This window comes from Sutcliffiella horikoshii (genome assembly GCF_021991925.1).
In the GTDB taxonomy this organism is placed as follows: Bacteria; Bacillota; Bacilli; order Bacillales; family Bacillaceae_I; genus Sutcliffiella_A; species Sutcliffiella_A horikoshii_F.
This window is the reverse complement of the sequence record NZ_RXZI01000003.1, coordinates 320,565-336,850: the sequence shown is the minus strand read 5'-3', so window position 1 is coordinate 336,850 and position 16,286 is coordinate 320,565. Positions and strand designations below refer to the sequence as shown.

17 protein-coding genes are annotated in these 16,286 nt (G+C 43.7%); all 17 read right to left on the bottom strand.

Going from position 1 to position 16,286, the window contains the following annotated elements; translation table 11 throughout:
- Positions 1–22: 22 nt before the first annotated feature.
- Complete coding sequence (locus EKQ44_RS11195; RefSeq protein WP_237663656.1) at positions 23–1,000, bottom strand: glycerophosphodiester phosphodiesterase family protein; 978 nt, start codon at positions 998–1,000, stop codon at positions 23–25.
- Between the two features lie 60 nt (positions 1,001–1,060).
- On the bottom strand, positions 1,061–1,861 hold the full coding sequence (gene minD / locus EKQ44_RS11190; RefSeq protein WP_237663655.1) for a septum site-determining protein MinD: 801 nt from the start codon (positions 1,859–1,861) through the stop codon (positions 1,061–1,063).
- A 3-nt stretch (positions 1,862–1,864) separates the two neighbouring features.
- Positions 1,865–2,584 carry a septum site-determining protein MinC gene (gene minC, locus EKQ44_RS11185; protein WP_269151626.1) on the bottom strand — a complete coding sequence of 240 codons (720 nt, stop codon included), beginning with the start codon at positions 2,582–2,584 and terminating at the stop codon, positions 1,865–1,867.
- Positions 2,585–2,874: 290 nt separating this feature from the next.
- Positions 2,875–3,396, bottom strand: a complete 522-nt coding sequence (gene mreD / locus EKQ44_RS11180) for a rod shape-determining protein MreD (protein ID WP_237663654.1) — start codon at positions 3,394–3,396, stop codon at positions 2,875–2,877.
- Complete coding sequence (gene mreC / locus EKQ44_RS11175; protein WP_237663653.1) at positions 3,393–4,280, bottom strand: rod shape-determining protein MreC; 888 nt, start codon at positions 4,278–4,280, stop codon at positions 3,393–3,395. Before mreC ends, mreD begins: the two co-directional genes overlap by 4 nt.
- Positions 4,281–4,294: 14 nt before the next feature.
- On the bottom strand, positions 4,295–5,311 hold the full coding sequence (locus tag EKQ44_RS11170; RefSeq protein WP_237663652.1) for a rod shape-determining protein: 1,017 nt from the start codon (positions 5,309–5,311) through the stop codon (positions 4,295–4,297).
- Between the two features lie 192 nt (positions 5,312–5,503).
- The gene (radC, locus tag EKQ44_RS11165) at positions 5,504–6,175 is read right to left on the bottom strand and encodes a RadC family protein (RefSeq protein WP_237663830.1); all 672 of its coding nucleotides are present in this window, start codon (positions 6,173–6,175) and stop codon (positions 5,504–5,506) included.
- A 267-nt stretch (positions 6,176–6,442) separates the two neighbouring features.
- A complete protein-coding gene (locus EKQ44_RS11160; protein WP_237663651.1) occupies positions 6,443–7,000 on the bottom strand; it encodes a Maf family protein in 558 nt (185 codons plus the stop codon).
- Between the two features lie 435 nt (positions 7,001–7,435).
- Complete coding sequence (locus tag EKQ44_RS11155; RefSeq protein WP_237663650.1) at positions 7,436–8,548, bottom strand: hypothetical protein; 1,113 nt, start codon at positions 8,546–8,548, stop codon at positions 7,436–7,438.
- 164 nt (positions 8,549–8,712) lie between these two features.
- Complete coding sequence (locus tag EKQ44_RS11150) at positions 8,713–9,423, bottom strand: pilus assembly protein PilO (protein WP_237663649.1); 711 nt, start codon at positions 9,421–9,423, stop codon at positions 8,713–8,715.
- Positions 9,420–10,070, bottom strand: coding sequence for a hypothetical protein (locus EKQ44_RS11145; protein WP_237663648.1), 651 nt, complete (start codon positions 10,068–10,070; stop codon positions 9,420–9,422). The genes EKQ44_RS11150 and EKQ44_RS11145 overlap by 4 nt, the downstream gene beginning before the upstream one ends.
- Positions 10,067–11,050, bottom strand: coding sequence for a type IV pilus biogenesis protein PilM (pilM, locus tag EKQ44_RS11140; RefSeq protein WP_237663647.1), 984 nt, complete (start codon positions 11,048–11,050; stop codon positions 10,067–10,069). The genes EKQ44_RS11145 and pilM overlap by 4 nt, the downstream gene beginning before the upstream one ends.
- A gap of 29 nt (positions 11,051–11,079) precedes the next feature.
- Positions 11,080–11,829: a prepilin peptidase gene (locus tag EKQ44_RS11135; protein ID WP_237663646.1), complete on the bottom strand. Its 750-nt coding sequence runs from the start codon at positions 11,827–11,829 to the stop codon at positions 11,080–11,082.
- A gap of 14 nt (positions 11,830–11,843) precedes the next feature.
- The gene (locus EKQ44_RS11130; protein ID WP_237663645.1) at positions 11,844–12,257 is read right to left on the bottom strand and encodes a type II secretion system protein; all 414 of its coding nucleotides are present in this window, start codon (positions 12,255–12,257) and stop codon (positions 11,844–11,846) included.
- 95 nt (positions 12,258–12,352) lie between these two features.
- Positions 12,353–13,561: a type II secretion system F family protein gene (locus EKQ44_RS11125; RefSeq protein WP_237663644.1), complete on the bottom strand. Its 1,209-nt coding sequence runs from the start codon at positions 13,559–13,561 to the stop codon at positions 12,353–12,355.
- Positions 13,554–14,600, bottom strand: coding sequence for a type IV pilus twitching motility protein PilT (locus EKQ44_RS11120; RefSeq protein WP_237663643.1), 1,047 nt, complete (start codon positions 14,598–14,600; stop codon positions 13,554–13,556). Before EKQ44_RS11120 ends, EKQ44_RS11125 begins: the two co-directional genes overlap by 8 nt.
- A 10-nt stretch (positions 14,601–14,610) precedes the next feature.
- Positions 14,611–16,278 (bottom strand): GspE/PulE family protein, encoded by a 1,668-nt coding sequence (locus EKQ44_RS11115; protein WP_237663642.1) that lies wholly within the window; start codon positions 16,276–16,278, stop codon positions 14,611–14,613.
- Positions 16,279–16,286 lie beyond the last annotated feature (8 nt).

Sequence of the window (16,286 nt, the reverse complement as noted above, 5' to 3'; positions counted from 1 at the left end):
GTAAAAGGAAACTAGTTTTTTACTATTCTTTATTAGACTTACTTACAACATCTATCCGGTTCGTCCAAACATATCCCGAGAAATAATCCGGAATCCGCTCCAAGTCTTCTAATGTATCGAACCCTTCTGAAAACCCTCCATCCCCGGCAACCATAACCACCCTTGTATCTACTTTTTCCATACGTTCGTGAAACTTGCCGGACCATCCCCATAGAAACGGGCCAATCTTTTCGGGTACATGGAGTTGTGTTCCTTCACACGCTTCCGGAACATATCCGGTCCATCCAATGGCAAGGTATGGGATTAGGCAACTCTTCATCGTACCTTTGGACATTACTCTCCTATCTGGCACCATGTTTTTTAAGGAGGAGATAGGTTGGTCTCCTCCATAGACGGTTAATTGATCACTCCCATTGACGGAGTACTTTTCTAAATAATCCGCTAGAAGTGTGCCCTCTTTTGGATCATCACTTTTAATGTGGATCAGTAGCTCTTGATTTGGGAAGTGATCTAACACTTCTCCAAGTGTCGGGATGAGTCCTATTCCTTTTCCTCGGAATGGGAATGTTTTTCCGCCATCTGCGGTATAACCATATCCAACATCCAATTGACGCAGTTCCTCCATGGAATGTTCGCGGGTCACCCCCACACCGTCTGTACGGCATTCCAATGTCCAATCATGAAATACGGCAAATTCTCCATCCGTTGTTGGATGAACATCCAATTCTACTATTTCTGCCCCAAGACGAAACGCCTCCTCCATGGAAGAGATAGTATTTTCGATATAGGCATGTTCAGGCTCATAAATACGTTCTGCCGTGCATGCATCCCAGGTAATGCCTTCCATTGCAAATGTTTGATGGACACCACGATGAGCAAGATATTTCGCTTCAACACTCTCTCTATCCATAAAGAGAGAAGTGTTATTTATAAATATAAAAACAATCAATATAATAATACCGATAGCAAAATACTTTAATGCTTTTCTCGTCTTCTTCAATTTTGTTCCTCTCCTATTCAAATAAAGCCGCCTCTTTTAAGAGACGGCTCCATTGAAACCTTAGCGTACGCCAAAGAATTTTTTAATTTTGAACATGACGCCCCTGTTTTCATCTTCAAGGGATTGCAATGGGACGGATTCACCAAGGATGCGTCGCGCAATGTTGCGATATGCGATGGACGCTTTGCTTGTTGGGTCCATGACAATCGGTTCCCCGCTGTTGGATGCGCGGATGACGCTGTCGTCATCTGCAACGATACCAATGATGTCGATGGCAAGTATGGATACAATCTCATCTACATCGAGCATCTCACCGTTCTTTACCATATGGTTTCGAATACGATTGACAACAAGACGAGGAGGTTGGATGTTTTCCTCTTTCTCGAGCAAACCAATGATACGGTCTGCATCACGTACAGAAGACACTTCAGGTGTTGTGACAACAATTGCTCTATCAGCACCGGCAATGGCATTCTGGAAGCCCTGCTCGATACCAGCAGGACAGTCTATGATGATATAATCATAGTCCTGCTTCAGCTCCATCACGAGTTTTTTCATTTGTTCCGGTTTTACAGCAGACTTATCACTCGTTTGCGCTGCAGGCAAAAGCTTCAGGCATTCGAAGCGTTTATCATTGATCAAAGCCTGATGGGTTTTGCAACGACCTTCAATGACATCGACCAAATCATAAATGATACGGTTCTCAAGTCCCATGACAACATCGAGATTCCTTAACCCGATATCTGTATCTATCAAACATACTCTTTTTCCTTGTAATGCAAGAGCCGTTCCTATATTTGCAGAAGTTGTCGTTTTACCGACTCCACCTTTACCGGAAGTAATTACGATAGCCTCTCCCACTTGTTACATTCTCCTTTCAAGCCGTGTTAACATCGGTCTTAGTTGTGAAAGCAATTGTAAGCGGTCTATGACAATTTGTTCTTGATCATCTATATAGGCGCATTCCATTTCACTGCTTCCTTCTAGTTGCTCACTTAAATCTGGAGCGCGGTTTATTGTGTTATCAATGGAAAGCAATGTAGGCTTCATCAAACTTGCAGCTATGATGGCATCCCTTTTGCCTTGTAGGCCAGCATAGGCACTTCCCCGCAACGCACCCATAACGAATACATTGCCGCCTGCCTTCACCGTACCTCCAGGATTGACATCGCCTATCAAGAGGAGATCTCCCTCCACTTCTAGCACTTGCCCTGATCGGATCATCCTTGCAACAGGTAGAATCTCAGACTCTTTTTTCCATTGGATTGCCTGTTCTTTTGTGACTACATTGCTTTCTATGTCTTCCACAATAAAGTTCTTCTTGCTTCGAATTACATTTCGTAATTTTTCCTGTTGCTTATTGGTTAGGTAACGATTTCCGACTCTTAGACGTACACCTAAAAGCGGAGCTTCGTCCGGATTGCTATTCGACGTTAATTTTGCTTCTATTTCAGCTAAAAGCTCTGGAAACGAGCATGTATCATCGAGATGCAGGGTTAAGCCCTCTTTTGTGCCCTTAATGGTTACATACTGTTGTTTTTGTCTATTCACGACGTTCACCTCAACAAGTATATAATTCGACATTGTCCTTCTATTTCCTTTTTCCTATATCCATAAAATAAAAAAAGATTGCTAGATTTTTTATGTAATGGAAAAGCCCGTCCCTTTTTGGGGGATGGGGCTTTTCCAATAACTTTTAGTTCCCTTGTAACTCCGCTTTTGATTTACGCACTAGGCTTCGCTTTCCACGGGGCGCTTGTGGAGCCTCCTCGGCAAGCCTGCGGGGTCTCCACTAAGCGCTACCTCCCGTAGGAGTCTTCGCCTTGTGCTCCAATCAAAAGCTAGAATACTTACATTTACAATGATTATTTAACTTACAACTCATCCTTTTGTTCGATTGCAAGGCGTTCCATGAAGAGTTTGATTGGGAATAATAGTATTAATGCAATGATGGCGTTAAATACTAGTGTTGGCACGACCCGCATTGATAAAAATTCAGAATGGATCAGTTGTGTTGTCCCAATCAAGGAATGGATTCCAAATACAAGGTGCTCGGTGATGGTAATGGATAGCAACACCAGTAAAAAGGATATCAGGTAGTTTGTGTTCACAAATCTCAAGATCCCGGAAACAATATAAACGGACACCCCGAATGCAAACAAATACACACCCAGGATTTCCGTATAAACTATATCATAGAGAAAGCCGAACAGCATGGCACAGATCAGGCCCACATATGGGCTTGTATAAATGGCACAGAGGACGATGACAATCAACAGAAACCTAGGTACGATAATCCAGTCTTCCCGGATATCGTGTAGGCCAAAGAAATCGACGCTCATGCTTTCAAGTATAAATAAGAAAAGAAGCAGGGCTGGTAAGATATATTTTCTCACTCAGAGCCCCCCTCTTCGGCAGCTTCTTCTGTTGGTTCCCCTTCTCCTGATATGAGTGTTCGTTTTACAATCATAACCTGAGTGATGTTATAGAAATCTGCAGCTGGCTTGACATAGGCCATCTGTGTCAAGCCATACTCATCTGCCACAACCTCCGTCACTTCACCAATCATCAGACCTTCCGGGAATACACCGCCTAACCCAGAGGAAAGTACGGTTTCCCCTTCCTTGACTTCCGCCTGGTGAGGGATACGTTTTAACAGAAGGGCACCTTTTTCTTCGTCATATCCTTCAATCAATCCAAATATGTCCTCTTCCCCTTGTATGTACGCAGAGATGCGGTTCTTTGGATCCAAAGAACTCAGGAGTTGCACCGTGGAAGTAAAGGCATTGGCATGTTTGACCTTACCGATCAGTCCCCCAGAGGTGACGACTGCCATGTCCTTTTCCACACCGTTTTGCTTCCCTTTATTCACCGTGATTTGCTCGACCCATTGATCTGGGTTTCTGCCAATGACGGTGGCAGGCTTTGGTTCATAATCACGAAGCGAATCGAGTTCCCCGATCACTTCACGGAATTCATCATTTTCTTTTTCTAGCTTCTGGACCTTTGTTTCTAAAAGAGCATATTCTTCTAGTCTAGCACGCAGCAACTTATTCTCTTCATACGTATCTTTTAAATAACCTACATTATCAAAGAAGCCCGCGACAAAATGTGCGGGCCTATAAAAGATAGATTGGACAAAGCCTGTCGAGTCCTTTACGAACTGTTCAGGCCATGTCAAATCGTCCCGTTCTTTTAAAGAGAAACCAATCAATGCCACCAGAAAAATTAAGCTCACCAACAAAATAATCAACCTTTTATTGAGGAAAAATTGTGGCATGACTTAACACCTACTTAGCGATAATCTCTTGATTTCTTTTTAAACTCATCAATATAATCCAATGCTTTACCTGTTCCTATTGCCACACAATCCAATGGATTTTCGGCAATGATCACCGGCATTCTAGTTTCATCACTGATTACTTTATCCAGGTTACGGAGTAAAGCCCCTCCACCTGTCAGTACGATTCCACGATCCATGATATCAGACGCCAATTCAGGAGGAGTGCGCTCCAATGTCGCTTTAACAGAATCTACGATGGCCGTCACCGTGTCCTTCAATGCTTCAGCTACTTCTTTAGCAGTGATCTCCACTGTTTTTGGAAGTCCTGTCAAAAGATCGCGGCCACGGATGTCCATTGGCTCGATCCCTTCTGTATCTCCAGCAGATCCCACTTCAAGCTTCAAGGCTTCTGCGGTGCGCTCCCCGATCATCAGGTTGTAGTGCTTACGGATATAGGCAATGATGGCATCATCCATTTCATCCCCTGCTACACGGATTGATTGGCTTGTGACGATACCGCCAAGTGAGATAATGGCTACTTCGGTCGTTCCGCCACCAATATCCACCACCATGCTTCCTGTTGGTTCCCATACAGGCAGGTTCGCACCGATTGCCGCTGCAAATGGCTCTTCGATTGGATATGCATCACGCGCGCCAGCTTGGCGAGTGGCATCGATTACCGCTCTTTCTTCCACAGCCGTGATACCGGATGGCACACAAACCATCACATATGGCTTGCGTGAAAAAGAACTTTTGTTCCTTAAGGCTTGTTTAATATAATATTTCATCATGGTCGCTGTCGTTTCATAGTCCGCAATGACTCCGTCTTTCATTGGACGAAGTGCGACAACATTCCCCGGAGTTCGACCGATCATGTTTTTTGCATCGTTACCGACCGCGACAATTTGCCTGTTATCGGTCTGCAATGCCACAACAGAAGGTTCACGTACAACAATACCTTTTCCTTTAATAAAAACTAATGTATTGGCTGTTCCCAAGTCAATACCAAGATCTCTCGTTCCAAACATATAAGTGTATCTCCCTTTCTGATACTAATGCGTAATAGTGGTAAATGAAAAGTGATAAAACGGACGAAGCATGCCCTTTTATTTTCATAAACATGTGGATAAGTTTTTTTGTAGAAATTTGATGGATTAAGAAGGTTGTCCTTCGAAACTCATGAGTAATATTATAGCGTAGGATATTGAAAATGCCTAGTATTACACATAGCCTTTTTCTTTTAAACTGATGAATTTCTGATCACCTATGATCAAATGGTCCAAAAGCTCTATGCCAATCAGCTTGCCGCATTCTCTTAACCGTTTTGTCACATCTATATCCTCACGGCTCGGAGCAGGGTCGCCTGATGGATGATTATGGATACAGATGAACGAGGCGGCAGATCGCCTGAAAGCTTCCTTGAATACCTCGCGCGGATGCACAATGGAGGCATTTAAGCTGCCGATAAAGACAGTCTGTTGATGAAGGACCTGATTTTTCGTATTAAGATAGAGGCAAACAAAATGTTCCTGTGATAAAAACCTCATATCTTCCATGACATAATTGGCTGCATCCTCCGGAGATCGGATGACATAGCGGTCTTCATATTGCAAGCGGTGGATCCTTCGGCCAAGTTCCACGGCAGCCATAATCTGAACGGCTTTCACCTTCCCGATTCCCTTGGTGTCGGTTATCTCTTCAATAGAAGCATCCTTTAATAGGCGCAACCCTTCAAAATTTATCAGGAGCTTATTTGCCAGCTGCAGAACAGATTCGTCCTTTGAACCAGTACGTAGCAGGATGGCCAGCAGTTCATGGTTGGACAAGCTTTTCGGTCCATCCTGTATCATTCGCTCTCGCGGCCGTTGATCTTCGGGATAATCTTTAATCATCAGTGCAGTGGATGTGGTGGATTCCAATATTCTTCCTCCCCTTAAAGTGGATGGAGGGTCATGCAACGACCGTTCTATTAGGCTCTTTTCTCAAAGATTGTTGCTATTTTCCTGTAAAAAGTCATCAATTGGACTTTTTACTAATTATGTACTCTAAAAGGTGCAAGCTTGTTATTACGTACAGCAGGGAAAAGAGCACGACAGTAAGGAAAATAACGATTGATATATCCATACGAAACAGCAACTAAGTTTTACAAAAAGAGCCTTCTATTGAAAACTTTTCAATTCACGAATCGTTCTTGAAAGCGGAAGTCCCACAATCGAAAAGTAGTCTCCTTTGATCTCTTTTACAAAAAGGGCCCCGACTTCCTGAATCCCGTAAGAACCAGCTTTGTCCATCGGTTCTCCTGATTGGATGTAAAATTCGATATCCTCATCGGTAAGCTCCCAAAACGTGACGGAGGTTTTTTCGTAAAAGGTCACCTCTTTTTCCTCACTCAGGATGGCCACTCCACTTATGACGTGGTGTGTATTGCCGCTCAGTGATCGAAGGGTGGCTCTGGCCTCGTCTTCACTTTCTGGTTTACCGAGCACTTTGTCTCCAAGGACAACGATGGTATCCGATCCGATGATAACGGAGTCACGGTTTTCCAAAAAGACATGATGGGCTTTCTGATAGGCCAGGGTAGTCGCAATTTCTTCTGGTGTCAGGGAAGGGTCGAAGGTTTCTTCGATGTTGCTCACCTTCACGGTAAAAGGTAGGTGTACTTGTTGGAGAAGTTCCTTTCTTCTGGGGGATCCTGAGGCTAAAATAAGAGGTTTCATGTTTTATCACCTTTCGCAAATAGTAGTAAGTTTGAGAGATACATGTTAATCCTATCACAAACGTTATGAGAGAACCAAACATCTTCCGACTAATTGGGAAGTTTGTTTTTTGGACGGAAAAAAAGCCCCGAAATTGGATTTTAGGGCTGTAGACTGTTGACAAACTCTAATTATCTTTAGTTTTGCATTTTCTTGTTGTTCTTCGTTCCAGGCGCTTCGCTTTCCTGCGGGCGGTCCGTAAGCCTCCTCACTCCGTTGCGGGGTCTTACCTGTCCCTTCCTCCCGCGGGAGTCTGCGCGCCTTCCACTACGATCAACATGGGTATTGCATACTTCTTTAAGATTATACTTTGTCTACACACTGAAGCCAAAAATTGGATTTTAGGCTTCAGTGTATATGGTTTCGTTAATAAGTTTGACGTTTCTTTTCGCTACATTAATATAAGAATTTAGTTGCATCTAGTAGTTTTTGTTGGGCATCCCAGAGTGCTTCGGTGTTATTGGATGATTGATGGGATTGCAAGCTTTCATAGGCCCCGGAAAGGGTTGCCTTCCATTCTTTAATGCTCTCTGTCAATTCCGAATCCTTAATGGCGGCTACTTTATCGAAGGAGGCTTCAAGGGTTTCAGATGTTGCAGCATCCAAAGAACTGCCCTGAAGTAGAAGTGCGGTCGCAACGGTAAGCTGTTTGTATAATACCTGTCCTTCTTGAAGCAAGAGGGCATCCTGGTCCGTAAGGGAATTCATCGTTTTTTCCGAAAGACTTATATCTTTTGCATAAGGCTCAAATCCTTTACTTTGGGCAGCGCCTGCAATTTGCTTCATCCCTTCCACATTTTGTCCGACTGCCATGAAGACATATGTGGGTTCAGAACCTATAGCGGTTGCTGGAAAACCGGCTGACTTTAGACGCTCCATTTCTGCATTTGCACCCTCCGCCGTGGTAAAAGCACCTGCTTGAAGGACAGAAATAGTTTGAGCAGGAATGATGGCATTTCCTTCCCCACTTACTGCGGGGGTCTCAGGGGCATCATTCGTTTGATTCGTCACCGGTGCAGCTGCTGGCACTTCCGGATTGACTGGTGTTCCGGACATATTCATGACTGCAAGAATCAGAAAACCTAAACATGTTCCAATACCGATAGCCATACCAATGGATAATAGAAGCTGCTTTGAGAAGGATGGAGGAGCAAGCTTTTTCTTTTTACCAAAAGGGGTCGGGCGCACCTTTGTTCCTTTGTCTTTATTCATCTGACGGAGATCTTCAATATAAGAGGTCTTATCTTGTGAATCCTTTGGATCCTTTGACTTCTTTGGGTCTTTTTGGGGTTCTTTCGGTAGGACCCACTCAAATTCTTCCTCTTTCTTTTCAGCAGCTGCAGCTGACTCGTCCACAATGATGATCGGCAGTTCCTCTTCCGGGATATCCTTAATCGAGACCTCTTTTTGCTGAGGCGGCACTTTCTCTTTGTAATTCTTTTTCTTCTTTCCATTTCCGTACGGCTTTTCTTTTCCATTAATCTTTATTTTCACCTGGTGATTGTCCACTTTCCCCACCTCCGTTTACGTTTGACAAATTTTGTCTTGGTTAGATTTGTTTTATCCTATCATAGGCCATAAAAAAAAGAACAAGACTTTTGTCGTCTTGTCCTAATTCTTTTCCGACACAATATCCAACGCGAAGATGAATTCGACTATTTCCACGGAAATAATTAGTTGGTGTCGATAAATGGATTGGTACGGTTACTTGGTTCCGGAACTGATAAAGGTGGTAGGTCTTCTACAAGATCATCAAGTTCAGGATGGTAAAATGCTGAAAGGGTTACGGAATAAGTAAGAGATTCCAACTCCTGTTCGGTCGACGTCACTTCCGGTAGACCGGTGAAGCTTACGGATTCCACCTGCGTTATCCGTGTCAAACTTTCCAGGGAAGAAAGAAAGGTGGTCAAATCTTCATATACGTCCGATTCAACGGATAGATTGACCGTCACTTTCTTCAGGCCCTCTGGTAAATACGCTTCATCCTGGACTGTTTCCTCTTCATTTTCATGTATCGTTTCATATTCTTCCAAGGTTGTACCGGCAGGAATGAACTCACCCTCCCCGAAAGTCATACTTACGATTCTACTATTTGATAGGACTTCTGCCTTTTCCAATTCCAAAATGAGTTGCTCTAAATAAGGGGTGACGGGAATCTTACGTTGAAGCTCAACCGTTGTATTGCCGGTTGCGTTAGCCGTTTCCTCCTGTTGCTCCAACACTTGGATAAGCTGCTCTTCTATTTTTTTCTCGTCATGCAACTGTTGTGCCCTTGCTTCCATTGGCGCATAAGTCAAATAGTAGAAACCGGCGATACCCAATACGATCAGGAGAACACAAGAGCTTAGCAGGATGTAATGTTTCTTTTCCAGTTCTATCATCATAACTCTTCGTCCTCCTCCACTTCCGTATCAGTTTCGCTCCCCATCTCTTCTTCCCCTTCTGCTTCCTCTTCTTCCTCTTCAACGGTTTGGAATGCATCGCGGTCAAATGCCAAGGTGTATTGTCCTATATACCTTGGGAGTACACCGACTGTTTCTTCCGTACCGATATCCACTGTTGAAATGGAAGAGAGATCGATGGAATGGTAAAGAGTTGATTCGTTCAAATGATAGAGGAAATAAGCAGCATCCCTTGATTCATCAAATTGAACGGATAGGTTTAATAATCCTGTTTCATCATAGGTAAAGCTCTGAATGAATCCTCGTTCTGGCAACAGCCTGATTAGGTCCTGCATCACAGGAACCATCTCAAGCGGGTACTCCTCCGCCCATACAACCGTATCTTCGAGTCGTTTGGCTGAGGAGGAGTTTTGCTGACCGTTCATCGGATCTTCCTTGGCAACTCTTAATTGCTGCACCATTTCAAGTTCCTGTTGTGCTGTCTGTACATCGTTATTGACCATGTTATAAAAGGTAAAAAGAATGATAGCTGAGAACAATAGAAAAAATGCACAAATACCATACACAAGAGGTGTGGTAATATTTCTGGATTTCTTTTTCGGTAATAAATCGATATCTACTAACATCATTGCACCTCTTTTAATGCCAACCCTAGGGAGTAGTAGTATTTCGGGTCAACCACCTCTTGGTCTTGTGTGTAAACTTCCTGTTCATACGTATCTACTTTCACTGAAACATTCTCTTTGAGCTTTGCAAGAATCAAAGGCAGATTCGGATGGTCTCCATAAAGTAGAACCCTACCAATCTCTTCATTCCCCTGATTCAAGGAGTAACGGAAAAAGTTCATGATACGCTCCACTTCAATGATGAAATCCTCCAGGAACACATTGAACTGAACGATGTCCCCCGCCCATTCTAGCTGGGTATTGGTGACAGACACTTCCCAAATCTTCATATCTTGCGGGAATGCAACGGTACGCATAAAAACAGGAACATGGTTCATGAAGATGCTCAGAGTAATACAACTCACATCGAAGTGGATGACTAACAGATGATCTTGTTCATTGCGCTGACCAAATTCATAATAAAGGCGATATAAGCAAAGGGAGGAGACATCAGCTGCCGACGGTTTCAATTTGTTGTCTTCAAGTAACGAAGACATTTGGGTTACCACTTCTTCCGGCGAAGCAAAAAGAACCAACTCCGTCTTTTCCGAACGATGAAGAACATGTACATCAAAAACGGGATCCTCAAATGGCAGATGGATGGTCGAACCCAACTCCAGGTACAAATGACCAATGATTTCGTCATCCATGATATTAGAAGGAATCGTCAGTTTCCGGGTGACGACGTATTGATCTGGCACGACAAAACGAACATGCTTCCGTTTTAGACCCCAGTCTTCTACACATTCTTCTAAAATGAGACGAAAAATGTTTTCATCGACAATCTTTCCATCCCGAATGATATTTGGCGGCAAATATCGCTCATTTGTGCGCTTGATTGTCAATGGATCCAAACTTTTCAACTCTACCATCCGAATGACATGGTCACGAATAATCAAATTTATGAAATTGTTTTGCTTTGGTTGCAGAAACGAAAATTCCATCCAGAAAGCTCCTTATGTGAGTTGTTGTACTAGAAGAGTAAGGAAAAATACCAAAATAGTATTTCTTCCCCTTTAAAATAAGTGATCAATGAAGCAAGTGCGATGGATGGACCGAATGGAAACGGAACACCTCTTTTTACTTTTCCAAGTAGCATTCCGATAAGGGCTGCAATCATTCCTATTAATGAGGCTAGGAAGAAAGTAAGTATGACAAGCTCCCACCCCAGGACAAACCCCAGTACGGCAAAAAGCTTCACATCTCCCCCACCCATCCCGCCTTTTGAAAGAATGGCAACCAAAAAGGGAATGAAAAATCCAACCGCCAATCCTATTAAATGGTCCGGTATGGTTTGAAAAGGAATGAAAAACCGTTCGATGATGAAAAGCCCTAAGAAAAATAAGAGGATCTTGTTCGGAATGAGCATATAATGAAGGTCCGATATAACAATGATAATGAGCATGGAAATAAATGTCCATGCGACAATCAGTTCATAAGTCCATCCCATCAATAGTGGAGCTAGGACAAAAAGCACAGCCGTCAAAAGCTCGAATAATGGATAAATAGGAGACACGGACTTTTGACAGTGCCGACATCTCCCTTTTAGAAATACATATGAAAGGACGGGTACTAAATCTAGCCCCGTCAATGTGGTTTTGCAATTCGTACAATGTGATCTTGGTGTGACTATTGACTCACCCTTTGGAATCCGAAGGCCTACTACGTTGTAGAAGGAGCCTAGGAGGAGGGCGAAAACAAAGCAGGAAAGTAACTCTAGCATATCAAATATTTTCCTTAAGGTGATACTGGTGTGGCTGTCATTACTCCTTCTATATCAAATGACATGTCTGTTTTTCCATCATATCGGAAACTTGCACCAGAAACCTTTCCATTTGTTGTTTTCACTTTAACTAAAGTATATTTCTTATCAATTTTATCAACGTAATCTGAGAATGTGGTTAGTTCATGTTCTGTAACAGCAGCAGTCTTAGGTGCCACCAAATTACCATTAGCTATCGCTAACCTTGCCCCACTCATCACTTGTAAAGCTGTCGCAGAGTGTGCATCGTTCCGACTCTTCTCAATAATATTCCCAATACTCGGTATAGCAATCGCAGCAATAATCCCTAAAATAACCACAACAGCAAGTAATTCGATCAATGTTAACCCTTTTTCGTTACGAAGCATTTTTCTACATTTTTGCAACATCGTAATTTTCCTCCCATAATGGAAATATGTAGTAATCTATCTACATATAATTCTATTATACTATCTTTCAAATTTCAATAAGATTTTACACGTTTCTACATTTGAATATGGTTAAAAATATCAAACATTGGAACTAGGATGGATGTGACTATAGTCCCGACTATGACAGCGAGCATAACAATCATCATTGGCTCAATTAAACTTTTCAATCGATCGGTCGCATAGTCGACTTCTTTTTCATAGAATTCGGCTATTTTATCAAGCATGGAATCCAGTGAACCTGTGCTTTCCCCTATACTGATCATCTGAGTGACAAGCGGTGGGAAGGCCCAATGCTCTTTCATCGGTCCAGTAAGGGATTCTCCTTTTTCTAGTTCTATTTTACTGCGAGCTAACACTCTCGCTATCACTTCGTTTTCGACAATCTTCTCTACAATGGAGATGGCCTGCAAAATGGGAACAGAACTTGAAAACAAGGAACTCAGTGTCCTGGTTAGCCTCGCAATGACAGCCTTCTGCAATAGTGGCCCGAAGATTGGCAGACGCAATAGAGCATAGTCGATATAATACTTTGTCTGCTTCTGCTTGTTCATAGCGGTGATCCCTACTACGATTCCTCCAAGCAGCAAAAGCAATAACCACCAGAAGCTTTGCATCCATTCACTTGCCCCAAGTACGAATCTTGTAATCAACGGAAGGTCTGCTCCAAAGTCGCTGAACATGGAAACGAAAGTGGGGACAACTCCAACAAGCAAAAAGATGACTACCCCGATCGCTATGACTCCAAGCACCAACGGATAGGTCAGGGCCGAAACAATCTTCTGCCTTGTCTCGTTTTGCTTTTCAAATTGAGTGGCAAGACGGTCCAGGGTATCATCCAGTGCTCCGCTTGCCTCGCCTGCCTTGATCATATTGATGAACATGGTGGAGAAGACTTTCGGATGCTTGGCTGCTGCTTCTGAGAGCGGGTTTCCCTGTTTCATTTCTTCCTCTACATCAAATAGTACGCGTTTAAGGGCCTTACTTGATGTCTGCTGGGCCAATACATTGGTTGCTTCTACAACTGATATCCCTGCACGTATCAAAGTGGAAAATTGACGTAGGAAGATAACGAAATCCCTCAATTTAACCGGATTTCCTATCGTAATTTCCTTGGTGAAAATGGATTCCGGTACTTCCTCGAGGTTCATTACGCGGATTCCTTTTTCCTTTAGCATCACAATTGCTTCCCGACGCGAGCTGCTTGTGATGTTTCCTGTCTGTTTGCCGGCTGTATTCCTGCCGGTATAGGTGAATCTAGGCATGTTGGATCGTCTCCTGTAAGAAGCTCTCGGCAGTTATCCTGCTGATATGACCTTGTTGAATGAGTTGTTTGATGCTCATTTCCAACGTATGCATGCCAAGCGCCTTGCCTGTTTGCATCACGTTTTGTATTTGATGGATCTTTTCGTTACGAATTAGGTTCGCAACAGCCGGTGTGTTGACAAGGATCTCTGTTGCCACCTTCCTTCCCTGCCTATCAATGGTAGGGAATAGTCGCTGTGACACGATGGATACGAGAACGGATGCCAATTGAATACGGATCTGCGCCTGTTGTGGGCCTGGGAATACATCGATGATTCGATCGATCGTCGATGGTGCACTTGTGGTGTGTAGCGTTCCTAGAACAAGATGCCCCGTTTCCGCTGCCGTAATGGCCGTCTGGATCGTCTCTAAATCGCGTAGTTCTCCAACCAAAATGATGTCCGGATCTTGCCTCAAGGAAGCACGGAGGCCTGTTGCAAAGGTCTTCGTGTCAAAGCCGACCTCACGCTGATCAATCATGCACTGATTATGGCGGTGCAAATACTCAATAGGATCCTCAAGCGTGATGATATGTTTCTTCTGAGATCTGTTGATAAAATCAATCATGGATGCAAGTGTCGTGGATTTCCCGCTTCCGGTCGGACCTGTGACCAGGATTAGTCCCTGTGGTTTGTCCATGAGTGTTTGTAAAATCGAAGGCAGATGTAGCTCCTCCAGTGATGGGATCCTTGTTGGGATGATTCGTATCGCTATCGCTACAGAGTTTCGCTGTCTGTAGGCATTAACCCGGAAGCGTGAAATTCCAGGAACACTATAGGAAAAGTCCAATTCCCCTTTTTCCTCAAAACGATCCCACATGAATTCGGGAATCATCTGTTTGGCAAGAATTTCGGTGTTTTCTGGTGTCAGAGTTTCCTGTCCGTATCGCGTCAGATCGCCATTGATCCGAAATACAGGTGCCACCCCAACAGAAAGATGGATATCGGAAGCCTTGTATTCGTATGCGGCATGAAGCCAATTGTTCATTTTTTCAATCACTGCTCTTCACCTACTCTGACAAGGCGACACGTAAGATTTCCTCGGTCGTCGTCAACCCTTGTTTTACTTTTTCCAAGCCGTCATCGATAAGGAAAACAGTATCCTGCTCGTATGCCAGTTCCCGAATGGTAGAAACGGACTCATTATTCATGATCATTTTTTTCATTTTATCGTTAATGACCAAAAGTTCGTGGATGGCAAGGCGGCCCTTGTAGCCTGTCATGTTACATGTGCCACAGCCCTTCCCTCTTGGCACCTTTTCCACGGTCAATCCGCGTTTTGCAAAAATCTCGACCTCTCTTTGTGTTGGTTCTTCCATTTTTGCGCAATCACGGCACACTCTTCTGACCAATCGTTGAGCGAGCACACCATTGATGGAAGAAGCGACAAGGAATGGCTCCACCTTCATATCAATTAATCTTGTTATCGTACTGATAGAATCATTGGTATGTAATGTACTTAGGACAAGGTGACCAGTCAAAGATGCTCGAACAGCCACTTCCGCTGTTTCCCGGTCGCGGATCTCCCCAACCATGATCACATTTGGATCTTGGCGAAGAATGGCCCGCAGTCCCTTGGCAAAAGTCATGCCGATATTGGTATTCACCTGTATCTGATTGATGCCCTCAAGTTGGTACTCCACTGGATCCTCCACGGTGATGATATTGACTTCTTCACTGTTCAAGTGATTAAGTGCGGCATAAAGGGTCGAGGATTTACCAGAACCGGTCGGACCGGTAATCAAGATGATTCCTGTAGGGCGATGAATCAGATCCAAAAATCGTTCGTTATTTTTCCGGTTAAATCCAAGTTGGGCAATATCGTTCAAGGCACTGCTCATATCGAGGATACGCATAACGATTTTTTCCCCGAAAACCGTCGGCAGGGTGGAAACACGGACATCAACTGGATGGAAGTCGATATTGGTCTTGATCCGGCCATCCTGTGGGACACGGTGTTCTGTGATATCCATTTTGCCTAAAATCTTGATCCTTGCTATCAATACGTTCTGTGTATGCTTTGGCAGGGTTCTCTCTGTCCGCAAAACTCCGTCGATACGATATCGCACGACCACCTTCGTTTCATGCGGATCGATATGGATATCACTTGCCCGCTGTTGCACGGCATTTTGTAGAAGCTGGTTCACAATCCGTACAATCGGGGAATCATCCTCTGTGATGCTTTCTTCCTGGACCTTTACTTCTATATTGGGTTCAAAGCCTTCCAACAGTTCATCCATGGAATCGGACGTTTCATAGTATTTATTGATGGAACGTAGAATATCATCCTTTGTTGCGATAACGGGCTCCACTTCAAACCCGGTAGACAGCCTCAAGTCGTCCATCGCAAAAAAATCCATCGGATCAGCCATTGCGACAAACAGCTTATTCTGTTCCTTTTTCAGTGGAATGATGAGATTTCTTTTTGCAAAATCTTTGGTAATCAGATGGACCAGACTCTCATCAAGCGGATACCTGTACAGGCTCACATGGGGGATGCCAAGTTGAAATTCCAGCACTTCAATGAGCTGTTGCTCTGTAATATAGCCCTTTTGAAGCAATATATCCCCTATTTTCTGATCACGTGCCTTCTCTTTTAAAGCGCTTTGTAGCTGGCTTTCTGTGATGATCCCGGCATCGACAAGCAGGTCACCAAGTCTCTTTCTAGTTTGAACCATATGGAGAT